This is a genomic window from Humisphaera borealis, from assembly GCF_015169395.1.
Taxonomy (GTDB): domain Bacteria; phylum Planctomycetota; class Phycisphaerae; order Tepidisphaerales; family Tepidisphaeraceae; genus Humisphaera; species Humisphaera borealis.
In genome coordinates this window covers 135,141-149,671 of record NZ_CP063458.1, presented here as the reverse complement: position 1 = coordinate 149,671, position 14,531 = coordinate 135,141, and the positions used below count along the sequence as shown (strand labels likewise).

Annotated in this window: 13 protein-coding genes; 3 read left to right on the top strand and 10 right to left on the bottom strand. The window is 63.1% G+C overall.

Going from position 1 to position 14,531, the window contains the following annotated elements; genetic code table 11:
* Positions 1–8: 8 nt before the first annotated feature.
* The 9 genes from IPV69_RS00590 to IPV69_RS00550 form a co-directional block, all read right to left on the bottom strand.
* Positions 9–1,673, bottom strand: a complete 1,665-nt coding sequence (locus tag IPV69_RS00590; protein WP_206292967.1) for a hypothetical protein — start codon at positions 1,671–1,673, stop codon at positions 9–11.
* 276 nt (positions 1,674–1,949) lie between these two features.
* Complete coding sequence (fliE, locus tag IPV69_RS00585; protein WP_206292966.1) at positions 1,950–2,249, bottom strand: flagellar hook-basal body complex protein FliE; 300 nt, start codon at positions 2,247–2,249, stop codon at positions 1,950–1,952.
* Between the two features lie 105 nt (positions 2,250–2,354).
* Positions 2,355–2,762 (bottom strand): flagellar basal body rod protein FlgC, encoded by a 408-nt coding sequence (gene flgC, locus IPV69_RS00580; protein ID WP_206292965.1) that lies wholly within the window; start codon positions 2,760–2,762, stop codon positions 2,355–2,357.
* A gap of 74 nt (positions 2,763–2,836) precedes the next feature.
* On the bottom strand, positions 2,837–3,238 hold the full coding sequence (locus IPV69_RS00575) for a flagellar basal body rod protein FlgB (protein WP_206292964.1): 402 nt from the start codon (positions 3,236–3,238) through the stop codon (positions 2,837–2,839).
* A gap of 280 nt (positions 3,239–3,518) precedes the next feature.
* A complete protein-coding gene (locus IPV69_RS00570) occupies positions 3,519–4,910 on the bottom strand; it encodes a sigma-54-dependent transcriptional regulator (RefSeq protein WP_206292963.1) in 1,392 nt (463 codons plus the stop codon).
* Positions 4,911–4,984: 74 nt separating this feature from the next.
* Positions 4,985–5,827: a sensor histidine kinase gene (locus tag IPV69_RS00565; RefSeq protein ID WP_206292962.1), complete on the bottom strand. Its 843-nt coding sequence runs from the start codon at positions 5,825–5,827 to the stop codon at positions 4,985–4,987.
* A 112-nt stretch (positions 5,828–5,939) separates the two neighbouring features.
* Positions 5,940–6,386 (bottom strand): hypothetical protein, encoded by a 447-nt coding sequence (locus IPV69_RS00560; RefSeq protein ID WP_206292961.1) that lies wholly within the window; start codon positions 6,384–6,386, stop codon positions 5,940–5,942.
* An 81-nt stretch (positions 6,387–6,467) separates the two neighbouring features.
* Positions 6,468–8,939, bottom strand: coding sequence for a tetratricopeptide repeat protein (locus tag IPV69_RS00555; RefSeq protein WP_206292960.1), 2,472 nt, complete (start codon positions 8,937–8,939; stop codon positions 6,468–6,470).
* Positions 8,940–9,156: 217 nt separating this feature from the next.
* Positions 9,157–9,582 carry a DUF1844 domain-containing protein gene (locus IPV69_RS00550; RefSeq protein ID WP_206292959.1) on the bottom strand — a complete coding sequence of 142 codons (426 nt, stop codon included), beginning with the start codon at positions 9,580–9,582 and terminating at the stop codon, positions 9,157–9,159.
* Between the two features lie 191 nt (positions 9,583–9,773).
* Here IPV69_RS00550 and IPV69_RS00545 point away from each other — a divergent pair, with 191 nt between their 5' ends.
* Positions 9,774–10,850, top strand: coding sequence for a PIN/TRAM domain-containing protein (locus IPV69_RS00545; RefSeq protein WP_206292958.1), 1,077 nt, complete (start codon positions 9,774–9,776; stop codon positions 10,848–10,850).
* Positions 10,851–11,233: 383 nt separating this feature from the next.
* Positions 11,234–12,256, top strand: coding sequence for a glutamine synthetase beta-grasp domain-containing protein (locus IPV69_RS00540; protein WP_206292957.1), 1,023 nt, complete (start codon positions 11,234–11,236; stop codon positions 12,254–12,256).
* Between the two features lie 326 nt (positions 12,257–12,582).
* Here the strand turns inward: IPV69_RS00540 and IPV69_RS00535 are convergent, their stop codons facing one another.
* Positions 12,583–12,792: a hypothetical protein gene (locus tag IPV69_RS00535; protein ID WP_206292956.1), complete on the bottom strand. Its 210-nt coding sequence runs from the start codon at positions 12,790–12,792 to the stop codon at positions 12,583–12,585.
* Positions 12,793–13,016: 224 nt separating this feature from the next.
* Between IPV69_RS00535 and IPV69_RS00530 the strand changes: the two genes are divergently transcribed.
* Positions 13,017–14,519 (top strand): aminotransferase-like domain-containing protein, encoded by a 1,503-nt coding sequence (locus IPV69_RS00530; protein WP_206292955.1) that lies wholly within the window; start codon positions 13,017–13,019, stop codon positions 14,517–14,519.
* The last annotated feature ends 12 nt before the right edge of the window (positions 14,520–14,531 follow it).

The window sequence follows — 14,531 nt, the reverse complement described above, 5'->3', positions numbered from 1 at the left end:
CCGTCCCTTTACCTCTGGTTCATCCACCGCTTGATCAACTGGGCGGCGGTGTCGGGGCTCTCACCGACCATGCTGGTGACCTGCGACAGCATCTGTTGAGTCTTGATCGAGTCGTCGTCCAGTTCCATGCCGTCGAGCGTTGGGTTCTGCTCGGAGGCTTCGCCGGCTACGGCTTCGTTGGACGACAGCGTGCTGGGAGCCGTGGAGCGAACGGCCGGTGCCGGCAGCACCACCGGAGCGACCGCGCCCTTGCGGACCATCATCGACATCATGAAGAGGCTGGCCAACGCCAGGCCGCCCAGGGCGATCTCCTTGATGTGACCGCCGAGCATGAGCGTGATGCCGGAGCCCGCCGAAGCCAGTTGCGGGTCGCGCGGCGGAAGGATGACGTCGGTGTAGGGCTCGACGGTGATCGCCTCGGGCTTGCCGATGGCAGTGCAACCGATGACCGCGGACTTGATGTTGGGCAGTTCGCTGGCGATCACCTTGTCAACCGTCGCGGCGTCGGGCTCTTTTGCGGCCGGGTCGCCGCCCTTGGCGACCATCACGAAGTAGCTGCGGGGCACGCGCACGGAAGCGGCAATCGGGGTGTGATCGCCGGCAGGCGTGACGGTCGTGATCTTCTTCACGCCGGGCACAATTTCGTTCTCGATCGTTTCTTCATTCTCTGTAGTCGACTGCCTCGGTCCGGCCGCGACGGAGTCGCCGATTGTCAGCCCGGTGTTCGGCTGGACGCCGCCCTCGCCGGCGCCCGGCGAGCCCGACGAATCCTCCCGGGTCTTGCTCATCAGCCGCTTTTCGAACGTGCCGGACTTTTCCTTGTTCACTTCCGTCGCCTCGGCCTGCTCGCTGGCGTTGTTGACCTTTACCGTCACCGAGACGCGAACGCCGGGGATGTAGTCCAGGTGCTTCTCAACCTTCTGGGTGAAGGCCAGCTCGGCGGCCTGCTGGGACTCGAGAACGTTGGTGGCAATGGATCCGTTGGCGTTTTCGGTGTCGGGCACCGGCTGGGGCTTGCCGTCGATCACCACCTTCACACGCGAAGCCTTGAGCCCCGCCTGCGAGCCGGCGACGAGGTGTGCACACGCCGACGCGAGTTGCTTCACCGATCCGCCGCCGTCGCGCATCGTGACATTGACGGTGGCGGTCGATTCGATGTCGCGGCCGAGTCGGAACTTGGTCGAGGGGTCGATCAGGACGACCGCCGACGCGACACCGGGGAAGTGCGAGATGACCCGCTGAAGCGAGAGTTCCTTGCCGTGATTGAAGATCGCGTTCTGCCGGTCCTGTCCGTCCCACGCGGTGAGCTGCTTGATCATCTCGTCGAAGCCGCTCGACGTGCTCTTGGGAAGCATGTTGGCGTAGCCGAGATTCGCCAGCGCCTGGACCTTCTTCTCGGCCGGCACGGCGATCTTGCTGTCGATGACTTTGTGTTCGATTCCAGCGGCGGTGAGCTGAACGCCGATACGTCCGATGTCTTCCTGCGTGAGAGTCTGGTCGAGGAGGGGTTCGAACTCCGGCTTGCCGGCGTAATTGCCCCACCACCAGAGTGTCATGACCATGATGGTCACGAGCGCGGCCGAGAGCATCTTCTGACTGGGGGTAAGCCCTGCCAGCTGCTGCTGAATGCGGTCAAACTGCGTCTTGAAGAAGTCCATCGTCAAGCCCTCCATGGCTGTGACTAAGGTCTTTGATCAGCAGGCATCCTTGCCCGCCTGGCGCTGTAGGCCCGTCCACGAGCCCGTGCGCCGATCTGTGGTGCCCCGCAGTCTACCGTCGCATCGCGCGATGTAAATCCCGAAAATGGTGCGAACATGGAAAGTTGTCAGTGGTTACTTGCCATTTGTCACTGGTCCATTGCCGTCGGCTTTTGCCAAGTAAGACCGGCAAGTGACTAGTGACTAGTGACCAGTGACTAGCGACCAGTGACTAGCGACCAGTGACATCCCCTAGACGCCGATGTTCTTGATCTCATCGTACGCGTCCATCAGCTTGGCCCGGATCGCCAGGAGGGTCTTGAATGCGATGTCGGATTTCTCCATCGCGGTCATGACGCCGGCGACGTTTTCCGTGCGGCCGGTCGCCAGGTCCTCGACGGCCTTGCTGGCGTCCTGCTGAAGTTTGGAGACTTCTTCGATGTGCCCCTTGAGTACGTCGGCAAACCCCGATGATCCCGAAGTGGGCTTGGAAGTCGGCGTGGAACCGCCGAGCTTACCTGCCGCGAAGTTGGGATCGATGCCGTTGATCATCTGTAGGGTCCGCCTTGGCGGACGCGAAACCGTCGATGCTGCTATCGACCGATGTCTATTTTCAATCTTACGTCGTCAAACCCGTAACGTCCGCCAAGGCGGACCCTACGCGATCAGACGCAAGGTCGAACTCATCATTTGCTTGGTCACATCCATCAGGTTCACGTTCGCTTCGTAGGCCCGCGAGGCCTCGATCGCGTTGACGAACTCGACCGACAGATCGACATTGGGGTACATCACCATGCCGTTTTTGTCGGCGTCCGGATGGCCGGGCTCGAACTTCGGCACGTAGGGCGCCTTGTCCGACTCGACCTTCCCGACGTGAACGCCGGGCTTGTTCGGTTCACCTGCGGACCGCCCGGACACCAGCGTGGCGAACTTTCGGCGGTAAGGTTCCACCTTGCCGTCGGCGCTGCGTGTGGTATCGGCGTTCAGGATGTTCTGCGCGATGACGTCCAGCCGCGTGCGCTGAGCCTTCAACCCGCTGGCGCCCATATCGAGTACATCGAACATAACGAACCCTTCCTGGGTAACACGGTTCCAGCCCATCCCTCCGGGATGGCGCTAAGAACGCGGCGCTCCGCGCCTTACGAAACTCGTTCTTTTAACGCCGCTTCCAGCGACGAGAACTGCCTTCGAAGCAGTTCGACCACCATGTTGTGCATCAGGGCGTTCTTCGCCTGATCGGTCATCAGTTGTTCCATCGACCGGTTCTGCCCGTCGTGGAACAGAATGCCGTGCTCGGCATTCGAGGCTTCGCCGCCGATGTCGTCGAAGCGGACCCTTCCCGGGGCCGCGTTGCGACGGGCATCGGCACGGTCGCGCAGCATTGCGGTGAACTTGCCTTCGTCCAGATCGACCGGCTTGTAACCGGGCGTCGAGATGTTCACCACGTTCTGCGCGATCAGCCGATGTCGCTCTTCGGTGAACCGCATCCACTGCTCCAGCAGCGGCGCGTTTCCCTGATTGATGAGACGATCGATGAACATGGATCAGCCTTTCAATATCAAACGTCGTGCCAGGCAGCGCCGTCTGCCTTACAACAATACTCCGCGTTGTCCCCTCCTCCGGTACTCCGGGGGAGGGCTAGGGAGGGGGTTGCTTCCAAAGGGCTCTCCCAGCCTTTGCTCCCGCGCACAACCGCTTCCGTCCAAGTCGACATCCGCATGGTCACGCTTCTCTACACAACCCCCACCCTAACCTTCCCCCGGAGTACCGGAGGAGGGGACCGGGCACAATCTGCGCGTCGGTGGCGCAAATCCTGCGCGATCAGTCCACTTCCGCCTCGACGCCGACGAGCGACTCTTCGCCTTCTTCCTTCCACTTCTTGATCTTCATTCCCAGCGTCCGCACGCCGATCCCCAGTGCACCGGCCGTCTTGACGCGATGGCCCTGGAACCGCCGAAGCGTCGTCAGAATGACCTGCTTTTCGATGTCCGCCAGCGGCTTGCCGGCGAGGTTATCGACGGCGGCGGTTGACGGCGCCTTGGCCGGCTTGAGCCAGGGTTCGATCGTCGATGCCCGCACCAGGCCGGGCTCGGTTTCTAGCACCATTGCCCGTTCGACGATGTTCTGCAGTTCGCGAACGTTGCCAGGCCAGGCGTACCTGGTCAGCAGCCGCAGCGCCTCGGGCTCGATGTGCCGATAGGCCTGCCCGCACCGGCGGGCCGCCAGGCTCAGGAAGTGCCGGCACAGGTCGCCGATGTCCTCCGGCCGATGCCGAAGTGGCGGCAGGTCGATCGGTACCACGTTCAAACGGTAGAACAGATCCTGGCGGAACTTGCCGTTCTCGACCTCGGTCTCGAGGTCGCGATTGGTCGTGGCGACGACGCGCACATCGATCTGCTGGCTGACGCTCGAACCGACGCGCTCGAACATGCTTTCCTGCAGAACGCGGAGCAGTTTCGCCTGCAGCGCCGGGGCGATCTCGCTGATCTCGTCGAGAAGGAGCGTGCCGCCGTCGGCAAGCTCGAATCGGCCGCGCCGAAGCTTGTCGGCACCGGTGAACGCGCCTTTCTCGTGGCCGAACAGTTCAGACTCCAGCAGATTTTCGCTTAGGGCGGCGCAGTTCACGGCCAGGAAGGGTTTGTCGCGGCGATCGCTGGCGGCGTGGATGGCGCGGGCGACGACCTCTTTACCCGTCCCGCTTTCGCCGCGAATCAGGACGGTCGCCGTGCTGCGGCCGACGAGGTCGATCTTGCGTTTGACCTCGCGCATCAGGTCACCATCACCGACCAGGGGCCGTGGCGCGAGCGAGGCCTCTGCCATTGATCGCAGGGTGGCGTTCTCGCGGATCAGGCGGTTGTGTTCGAGCGTGCGATCGACCAGCAGCTTGATCTCTTCGCCGTCGAACGGTTTCTGGATGTAGTCGTACGCACCCAGCTTCATCGCCTCGACGGCGGTCTGCACGGTGGCGAACGCCGTCATCAACACCACCGGCATGTCGGCGCGAAGACGTTTGGCCTCGGACAGCAGTTCCAGGCCGGTCATGCGGGGCATTTTCAGGTCGGTAATGAGCAGATCGAACCGCCCGGTGGACAGCCGCGACACCGCCGCCGGACCGTCACCGGTGGCAACGACCTCATGCCCTTCGCGGGCGAGAATCGCGGCGAGCGAATCCCGCATCATTTCCTGATCGTCACAGATGAGTATGCGTGCCATAAGACGTCCTTGTCTTGTCAGTCGTTCGTCGTTGGTAGTCAGTAGTCGTTTCGCGCCTGACTACTGATTGCTTTCTAAATCACAATCTCAAACTCCGCCCCGCCGCCTTCGGCGTTTCTGGCGGTGATGGTGCCGTTGTGGGCCTCGACGATCCGGTGAACGATCGCCAGCCCGAGCCCCGTCCCGGTTTCCTTTGTCGTAAAGAAAGGGTTGAACACCTTGTCGAGCACGTCGGCAGGAATTCCCGGACCGGTGTCGCGCACGCACAGAACGCATTGCGCACCAACCCGTCGGTATCGAACCGTCACGACGCCGCCGGGCTCCATCGCCTCGGCGGCATTCTGTACGAGGTTGAGCACCAGTTGACCGATCAGAAGAGAATCGACGCGCGCGGGCAGTTCGTCCGGCCCGTCGATCCGGCATTGCACGCCGCAATCCTCAAGCGTCCGGGCCGCCAGCTCGACCGATTGTGCGACGAGTTCCGCCAGGTCGGCGTCGCCAAGGTTGGCACCGATCTCCCTTGAAAACTGCAGGACCTGACCGACCAGCGCCTCCAGCCGCTTCACGCCGGCGGTGATCTTATGAACGACGCGGAGTGAGTCGGGCCGGTCGGCCACGTCGCCGGCGAGCAGTGATGCGTAAAGCTGAATCCCGCCGAGCGGATTGCGAATCTCGTGTGCCAGTCCGGCCGCCATCTCGCCCAGCGCGGCCAGACGGTTGCGGCGTTCCAACTGCCGATTCTTCTCGCCGAGTTCCTGCTGGAGGATCTGAACGGTGCGGTTCAGCTGATCGTGCGACTGCTGCAGCTTCTCGGTGACTTCGCTGTACGCGAGGATGATCCGACCGAGCTCCTCGATCCGCCTTGCATGATCGACCGACGGTGCCGGGCGCACGTCGTGGGCGGGTGAGGATGGCATGGTAGCGAGCATAGGGATCAGGCGGTTGCACGGTCCGCCTTGGCGGACGCGACGGGAACCGGCGAGCGACGAAGCCGTCCGGCGGTGACGGCCGCGTCCGCCAAGGCGGACCCTACGTTTGCACATTCAACTTTGCCGTCTTGGAGCCGTAGGCGTTGGCGGCGTAGGCGCGGTTCACCACGCGGCCGGCTGACGCCTGGCCGATCTGTCGGCCTAGGCTCAGCTTTCGCTGCTGCAGGACGAGCACGTCGTTCTTGTCGGCCGAGGTGATGCGCTCCAACAACAGCCGCGTCTCGGTCATCAGGGATTCGGCCCGGGCCTTATCGACGGCGGCGAGCCTCGCCAGGTAGACCTGCCAATCGGACTTGGCCGGGCGAAGGGTCCGTTCGTGGGCGGCGAGCTGGTCGAGTTCGACTTGTCGCATCGTCAACAACTGAAGCAACTCTTCGGTCATCCCCTGCTGCACCAGTTCGTGCTGCTGCTCGGCGAGCTTGGCGAGCCGGCGGTAGCAGGCGACCTGCGCGTCGAGGGCGGCAAGGATGGGATCGTGTTGGGCCATACGTTCAACTCGAAGACACACTATTCAAACGCCTGCCATCCAATCGCCGGCACACCACCGGCGGGCACACGCCGTGTGCCCCTACTTTCCGTCTGCCGTCGCGTCGATTGCCTTGGTCCACTTGACCCAGTTCTCCCACGACGCCTGGGGCATCGACCGCTGGGCTTCCTTGAACGCCGCCGGCGGCATCCGCTGCAGGAGCCAGCGGGCACGCTCGCTGGCGGTTCTCGCTTCGCCGTTTCGTCCGAGGGCGGCGAACGCGTTGACGATCTGCACGTACGCCGTCAACGCCGACGGATCGTCCTGAAACCGCAGCGCCGCGCCGTCATACAGCCGGATCGCTTCTTCGTACTGCCCGATGTCGTAAACACAGTCGGCCCGGTAAAAATGCGCGAGCTTGAAATACAACTGATCCAGCTCCGCCTTGGGCGGCACGACGCGGTACTGATCCAGGGTCTGGTCGTAGAGCTTGCGGGCCTTGGTCAGGCGGTCCAGTCGGGCGGCGGACCGCTCGGCCCGGGCCGCCTCTTCCTGTGCGACTGACGCGGCGTCGGTGGGCGCGGTCGTCGGTTTGCCCGCCGACGCCAGCAGCAGCGCGCTCTTGCGATAGCTGTCGGCCATCAGGAACAGCAACTGCCCCTTACGGTCGTCGTTGGGATATCGGGTGGTCAGTTCCTCGAGCTTGGCGACGGCTTCTTCGTATCGCGCGGTCCGGTAGTAGAGCTCGGCGAGTTCGAGCAACGCCTGGCGGAACTCGTCGGCGTCGGGCGTCAACAGCGGGCTTTGCAGCGTGGCCTGCAGTGCGTCCTCGGCCTTGGCGTAGCTCGCCGGCCCCTTGGCGATGTAGGACTTGGCCAGCGGCACGCCGCTCTTTTGGGCCGCAAGCGTGCGCTCGTAGCGAAACTGATTGCGTTTGAATGCGTCGATCGCGCGGTCGAACTGCCCGGCGGCGTGATAGGCCTTTCCCAGCCGCAGCAGCGCATCGGGCGCGAGCGGATCGGTCGGGCGTTCGGCGACGAACAGTTCCAAAGCGCCGATCGCCTGCGAGAGCGACCCGGCGCGATCGTAAAGGTCGATCCCCCGCCAGAGGGCCTCGCCGTAGCCGGTATCGTCGTTGAGTGTCATGCCGCGCGAATGCGCGACGGCGGCATCGGCGGCGCGGACCAGGGTGTCGCGCCATTGCTGCCACTTTTTGACCCGCGCCGGCCCCTCCGGCTCAGTCTTAAGGGTCTTTTCCAACTGCTGCGCGTGCCGCTCGAACACTCGGCTCATGCGGCCGAAGAATTCCGCCGACGGCGTCGGCTCCAACGACTGCTCCAGAGACAGCAGTTCCAGCGCCGCGCCGAAGTTCTCCCGGGCGGTCATCACGCGGCCGGCTTGTGTCAGCACCTTGATCGCATCGGGCTTCATTCCGTCGCGGGACGGCTTGGCGGCGATGTCGGCGACGGCCGATGTCAGGTCCTGCATGCCGGCATCGGACGTGTCGACCCCGGCTTCAATCCGGCTCAGCCCACGCCCCAGCCGTGACGGGATCGCCGCGCCCGCGTCGGGATGACTCACGATCACCGTATTGAAAAACGAGATCGCTTCGGCGTACGCCTTGCGCTCCAGAAGGATGCGGCCGAGCAACAGCGCCGATTCGGCGTCTTCGGGCTGGGATACCTGCAACTGATTCCGCGCCAGCCGCAGGTATCGCTCGGCAGACTTGTCGTCGCCGAGTTTCCAGTCGCAGTAGCCCAGGCGGTAGTGAAACTGCCCGAGCAGCGCGGGGTCCTGCTCCTGCTTGATCGCTTCGGCGAGCAGGTCGCGCGCCTGGGCGAACATCAGTCGATCGACCAGCAGCCGCGACTGCTCTCCGATCGCCCATGACCGCTCGGACTGCGTCAGCCTCGTGTCGGCGAGGTACTCCCTGATCTGCGATTCGGCTTCGGTTCGCTCGTTGCGGGCCACGAGCAGGTCGATCACCTTCCGTCGAAGCGAGGGTGCCTTGTCGGCATCGGCGCTGATGGCGCGGCGGTAGGCCGCAAGTGCGTCGGACGTCTTGCCCAGCGCTTCAAAGCTCTCGGCGACGCGTCGGAGCGCCGTGGAATCGAGGTGGACGCCATTCTTCTCGGCAATTCGAGAGTATTCGACGATGCGTTCGTGATTGGCCGGGAGGTCGAGCCGCCGAGTCTGCTGCACCTGCTCGACCGCCTGGGCGAGATAAAGGTGGGCCCGCCCGCGCTGCGGTTCGGTGAGCTTGCGCTTTTCGTCCTCCAGCAGGACCGCGCGGAGTACTTCGGTGGCTGCTTCGGCACGGTCGTTCTGCAGGAGCTTACCGGCGGCGTCGAGTTGCTGGTCGATGGTGGGGCCCGGCTGCGGATCGATCAGGCGGTAGCCGGCGTAGCCGAAGAGCCCGAGTGAAATGAGCAGCAGAGGGAACTGCCAGAGTCGGCCGAATCGAGAACCGGGGGCGAGGGTGGAGACGTCGAGAGAGGAGCCCGGTCGGCGTTCGCCGGGCGCACGTTCCGAAACGGAACGAGAGGGCTCAGGATTTGAGCCGATCGTCGCCATGGCCTCCCTGCCTTTGGCGTGAGATTGAACGTGCCGGTCACCGGCTGTCCGATCTCAACTTGCGTGCCGACGATCCATCGTCGACGTCTTGTTCGGGCATCATAAGCGCAATAATTGCTTACGCAAGCGGCGGCTGCGCTTCAGAGCCGCTCAGCGATCACCGAGGTCGATGCATGCGGCCGACCGGCGCCCCTGCGCGGCTTGGGTAGCGACGCCGCTAGAACGTCACGTACTCGCTGGCCGTTCGAATGAACCGCGAGCGGACCTCGTGCAGGACGCTGTCGAGCAGTTTCCGCTCGTCGTCGCTGAGGTTATTGGCGGTCTTTTCCTCGAGCATCGTCAGGATGTCGTGCTGCGTTTTGGCTCGATCCAGGTCGAGCATCGGCGGAGAGCCGCGGTAGCTGATCTCGCCTAGGTAAATCAGCGCCTGGGTCATCAGTTGCTGCACCAGGCCGGCGAACGAGCCGGCCTTTTCAACCGGGGCCGCTTCCTCGGGGGCGGCAGTTTTTGCCGCAGCAGCGGCGGCGGCCGCTTCGGCCTGGGCCTTCTGCTGGGCGGCTTTCTCCGCCAGTTTGCGCTTCTCCTCCTGCGCCTGCTTTTTCCAGTCGGTATCAACCTGCAAGAACGGCGAATCGTCAGCCATACGGACTCTCCTGTGATCGTCGACTTTCGTTCCGGTCGTAAAGAAAAGCAAGCGACGATGTTATCCCGTTCCACCGCTCGCCGCCGAACACCTCGTCCACCGCCGTAGACCCCCGTCGCGACACTGCTTATAGTGACGACCGGGTTTCATTGGCCGGTGTCCGACCCGACACTTGCCGGACGGGGCAGACCATGGTCCTACACGTCTTGCGAGGCTTGTTCATCCTGCTGATGGCGGCCGTCGGCTGGTTTTACCTCCAGCTGACCTGGCTCGCGATGGCGATCGCGCTGTCGATCGGCGTACTTTTCGTCTGCATCGATATTGTCTCGCCCCGCCGCAAACTTGCCGTCTTTTCCGGAATACTCTTCGGACTCGTCGTCGGCATCCTGATCGCCTACGCGCTGAGCTTCCCCGTAAAGCTGATTGCCGATCAGATGTTCATCCTGCTCGACCGCTACCCCGGCGACGAGTTCAAGTCTCGGACGATCGAGTTCATTCAGCTGATTGTCGCCGTGGTTACCTGCTACCTGACGATCAGTTTCACGCTCCAGACGAAGGACGATTTTCGATTCATTATTCCGTACATCGAGTTTAAGAAAAGTGCCAAGGGGAGCCGCCCGATCCTTCTCGATACAAGTGCCCTGATCGACGGACGGGTCGTGGACGTGGCACAAACCGGGATTATCGCCAGCCAACTGGTGGTTCCCCGATTCGTGCTTCAGGAACTCCAGGATGTCGCCGACAGCGGCGACAAGCTCAAACGCGCCCGCGGCCGGCGTGGGTTGGACATCCTGGCCAAGCTGCGCGACGGCAAGCACGATGTCGTCCTCTACGAAAACCCCGACCGCCTCCCCAGCGACGGGCCTACGGATCAGCGCCTGATCGACCTGGCCGCAGAGCTCAACGCCCGCGTCATGACCACCGACTACAACCTCAACAAGGTCTCGCAACTGCGGGGCGTCGAGGTCGTGAACCTCAACGATCTGGCACGGTCCCTGAAACCTGCCGTCCTCCCTGGCGAGAAAATGAGCGTTACGCTCGTCAAGGCCGGTGAATCGGCCGGCCAGGGGGTCGGCTACCTTGAAGACGGGACGATGGTGGTCGTCGAACAAGGCCGTTCACACCTGAACGAAGAAGTCGAAGTCACCGTCACAAGCGCACTGCAAACCAGTGCCGGCCGCATGATTTTCGGCCGCCTGGAAGCAGGAAGCGACGCTCCAGCCAAGACCTTCGGCCAACGTTCGCCCGACCGCGAACCGGCGCGGTAGCGCCGGCATGTCACCTGTCCCCGCCGTAACGCATTCGGAATAACCCTGAGCCCACCGCGTCTCGACGGAAAAGCGACTGCCCGCCAAGTGAGCGCGCAGCGTCTCTGCCAGCGTCATTGCCTTAGAACTGCGCGCTCGAAACTCCAAAATTTTACCCGTTGCGAGCTTGCACGGGATTTGCTGTGGGGTGGGTCTCGCAAGCGAGTTTCCTCTCTTGTCAGTGGTGAACGACGGCTTGCTGTCGGGCTGGTGCGCGATCACGGTCGCGCGGGGTCTGGGTGTTTTCATTAAGGACATAGCTCTCGAGCCGAATTTCGAGAACTTGTACGGACTAACAACAACCTGCCGATTCGGCCGGCGCAGGAAATGGATAGCGAACCCCTATGGCTAAGTTCAAACTGGAGTACATCTGGCTCGACGGCTACAAGCCCACGCCGAACATCCGTGGCAAAACCCTCGTGAAGGACTTCGACTCCGTCCCTTCGCTCGAGCAAATCCCGCTCTGGGGCTTCGATGGCAGCTCCACCCAGCAGGCCGAAGGACACAACTCCGACTGCGTGCTTAAGCCGGTCTCGATCTACCCGGACCCCGAGGTCCACAACGGCGTGATCGTGATGAACGAGGTCATGCACGCCGACGGCACCCCGCATTCCACCAACGCCCGCGCCACCATCCACGACGACCCCGACACCTGGTTCGGCTTCGAACAGGAATACTTCCTCTACAAAGACGGCCAGCCCCTCGGCTTCCCCGCCGAAGGCTTCCCGAAGGAAGGCCAAGGTCGCTACTACTGCGGCGTCGGCTACGGGCTGATGAGCAGCATCGGTCGCGAAATCACCCGCAAGCACCTGGACCTGTGTCTTGCCGCCGGCATCAACCACGAAGGCATCAACGCCGAGGTCGCCAAGGGCCAGTGGGAATTCCAGATCTTCGGCAAGGGTTCCCGCACCGCCGCAGACCAGATGTGGGTCGCCCGCTACCTCCTGCTCCGCCTCTGCGAAAAGTACGAGGTCGACATCAACTGGCACTGCAAGCCGCTCGGCGATACCGACTGGAACGGCTCGGGCATGCACTCCAACTTCTCCACCAAGTTCATGCGTGAAGTCGGCGGCGAGAAGTACTTCAAGGACCTCATGGCCGCCTTCGAGAAGTACCTCAAGGAACACATCGACGTCTACGGCCCGGACAACGACAAGCGCCTCACCGGCAAGCACGAAACCGCTCCGTGGAACAAGTTCAGCTACGGTGTCGCCAACCGTGGCGCCTCCATCCGCGTGCCCAACAGCTTCCCCAAGAACGGCTACAAGGGTTACCTGGAAGACCGTCGTCCCAACTCCCAGGGCGACCCATACCAGATCGCCAGCCGAATCCTTGAAACGATCGCCAGCGTGCCGCTGCCCAAGTAACACCGGCATTCGCACCCGATCGGCTCGCTGACCGGGCTGGCCTTAACAGCCAGCCTTATCAACCCGTCCGGCCCCTCGTTTCAACGTCCAGAGATACCTCCGCCCAGACCCACGGGCGGAGGTATTTCTTTTGGCGGGATTTCGCTGTCAGGCACCGGCCGCCGGCTTCTCATCCCGTCACCGATCCGCCAATAAGTTCGGCCACGACGTTTGACCGTCGTGGCCGCTAGTGATCTCCGCTATCACCTTACTCGTGCAAACCCTCTCAGACTTCCATACACACGTCGCACCCTCGCGCGACCTGTGCATTAGTAGTACTGGCTGCATTAGTAGTACTGACGCGGGTTCTGGTAGTCGAAATCGCCGCCCTGGTTCTGCTTGGAACCCTTCTTGCTGCGAGTCGACTGGCCCTGCTCAGACTGCCGGGCAACCTGGCGCTTGTCGTCCTGCACCTGCGGAATTCCGCTCATGTGGTGCGAATCCTGAATCATGGATGGGCCGGCGAAACGCGTAACGTTGTTCTGTACCTGTGACATCTGACACACTCCTCGATTTTCCTCTTCACCGTCGCCAGCGACCTTAAAGGCATAGAGAACACCTCCATGCGTGGCTGGCTTCAGTTCAGTTTTCCTCTGCCATTAGTATTGGCATTCTGAGGGGTAGAAGTACAGTATCATCACTTGGGAATTGTACCCATCACAGTTATCGCCCGATACAACTGTACTGGCCACCAAGCCCGCCAACTGTACTGGAATCGACCATGGAGAACACCCAATCAAAGTCGCAAACGCCTTTGTATGAAGACGTTGCGCGACAGATCATCGAGATGATCGACAACGGTACACTCCCCGTCGGCAGCCGCGCGCCCTCGGTCCGATCGCTCGCCGTGCAGTTGAAAGTCTCGGTTTCCACGGTCGTCGCCGCCTATCGCCTGCTCGAAGACCAGGGCCGGCTCCAGCCTCGTCCGCAGTCCGGGTTTTACGTCCGGGCCCTTCGCCGGGAGAACGTCGAAGAGCCCCTCATGTCCCGCCCGCCGGAAACGGCCTCGGCGGTGACCGTCGGCGACCTTCGGTTGCTCCTGCTCACCGAGTTCGGCCAGCCCGGCATCATCGGCCTGGGCGCGTCCAACGGCGCGGTCTCCGACTGGTCGATCAAAGCCGTCCACTCGCTGATGAGCTCGATCAGCCGATCGCAACCCCTGCTCTCCGCCAGCTACCCCCCGCCGGCCGGCATGGCCACCCTCCGACGGCAGGTCGCCCGGTGGTACATCCGCGCCGGCTGCAAGCTTTCGCCCGACGACATCGTCATCACCTGCGGCGCCCTCGAAGCGATCCACCTCTGCCTCCGCGCCGTCACCCAGCCCGGCGACGCCGTCGCCCTCGAGTCCCCCACCTACTGGGGCATCCTGCAAACCGTCGAGATGCTCGGCCTCAAGGCGCTCGAAATCCCCACCCACCCGCGCACCGGCCCTTCGCTCGACGCCCTCGAAGTCGTCTTCAGCCAGAAACTCGTCAAGGCGATCGTCCTCATCCCCAGCGCCCACAATCCCCTCGGCTCCATCATGCCGGAAGAAAACCGCCGGCAGCTCGTCGCTATGGTCCGCAAGGCCGACATCCCCCTCATCGAAGACGAAATCTACGCCGACCTCGTCTTCGAACCCCCACGCCCCCGCTCCTGCCGCAGCTTCGACGAAGGCCCCTCCTCGCAGAGCCACGTCATGGTGTGCGGCGGCGTCTCCAAGACCGTCGCGCCGAGCCTGCGCATCGGCTGGTGCATTCCCGGCAAATGGGTGAAAGAAGTCACCCGCATGAAGGCCTGGCTCAACATCGCCGCGCCCACCCTGCCGCAACTGGCGCTCGCCCAGTTCATGGACGAAGGCGGCTACGACCGCCACCTGCGAAAGGTCACCTCCATCTACCGCCGACAGGTCGAACGCATGAGCGAACTGATCGCCGAGCACTTCCCCCGCGACACACGCATCACCCGCCCGCAGGGAGGCTTTCTCCTCTGGGTCGAGCTGCCCGAAATCATGGACTCGGTCACCCTTCATGATCGCGCGATCCAAAAAGGCGTCTCCATCTGCCCCGGCGTCGTCTTCTCGGCCACGGGCAAGTACCGCAACTGCATCCGCATCAACTGCGGCCTGCTCTGGACCCCCGAAGTCGAACGCGCCATCCCGACGCTGGGCAAACTGATCGCCGAGCTGATCGAGGCCCACCAGAACGCCGCCACCGAACCCGGCTACGACGCCACGCAATGCTGACCACCGTCATCG